At 71.0% G+C, this 778-nt stretch carries 2 protein-coding genes; both read left to right on the top strand.

Annotation, left to right across the window (positions count from 1 at the left end; all coding sequences use genetic code 11):
- The coding region (locus DIE06_RS37880) for an NAD-binding protein (protein ID WP_185733588.1) at positions 1-198 on the top strand (198 nt) is incomplete at its 5' end.
- Positions 195-778: enoyl-CoA hydratase (locus DIE06_RS37875; RefSeq protein WP_124665750.1), on the top strand; the 584-nt coding region annotated here is incomplete at its 3' end. The genes DIE06_RS37880 and DIE06_RS37875, both read left to right, overlap by 4 nt.

Genomic DNA, 778 nt, shown 5'->3' with positions numbered 1-778 from the left:
GGCGGCTTCGGCACCGACCTGATGCTGAAGGATCTCGGCCTCGCGAACGACGCCGCGAAGCAGGCGCGCCAGCCCGTCTATCTCGGCGCGCTCGCGCAGCAGCTGTACCAGACGATGAGCAGCCGCGGCGACGGGCAACTCGATTTCTCGGCGGTGATCCGCCTGTACCAACCGGCCACGAAGAAGGACGCGTCATGATCGAACTCGACTACGTCGACGACGGCGCGATCGCGTGCGCGACGCTCAAGCGTCCGCCCGCGAACGCCTTTACCGCCGACGGACTGCAGCAGCTGCAGGCAACCGTCGCCGCATTGAACGAGAACCCGCGCGTGCGCGCGCTGGTGATCACCGGCGACGGCCCGAAGTTCTTCAGCGCGGGCGCCGACCTGAACACGTTCGCCGACGGCGACCGCGCGGTCGCGCGTGCAATGGCCGCGCGTTTCGGCGCGGCCTTCGAGGCGCTGCATGACGCGCGCGTCGTGACGATCGCGGCGATCAACGGCTATGCGATGGGCGGCGGCCTCGAATGCGCGCTCGCGTGCGACTTGCGGATCGCCGAGGCGCACGCGCAGATGGCGCTGCCCGAGCCGTCGGTCGGCCTGCTGCCGTGCGGGCTCGGCACGCAGACGCTGCCCTGGCTCGTCGGCGAAGGCTGGGCGAAGAAGATCATCCTGGCCGGCACGCGTGTCGACGCGGCGACGGCGCTCAGGATCGGCCTCGTCGAGGACGTGGTCGAAAGCGGCGCGGCCCGCGATGCGGCGCTGGCGCTCGCGCGCAA

It is taken from the genome of Burkholderia sp. Bp8998 (genome assembly GCF_003854235.1).
Classification (GTDB): Bacteria; Pseudomonadota; Gammaproteobacteria; order Burkholderiales; family Burkholderiaceae; genus Burkholderia.
Note: the sequence above shows the minus strand (reverse complement) of the source record. Positions and strands in the feature narration are given on the sequence as shown.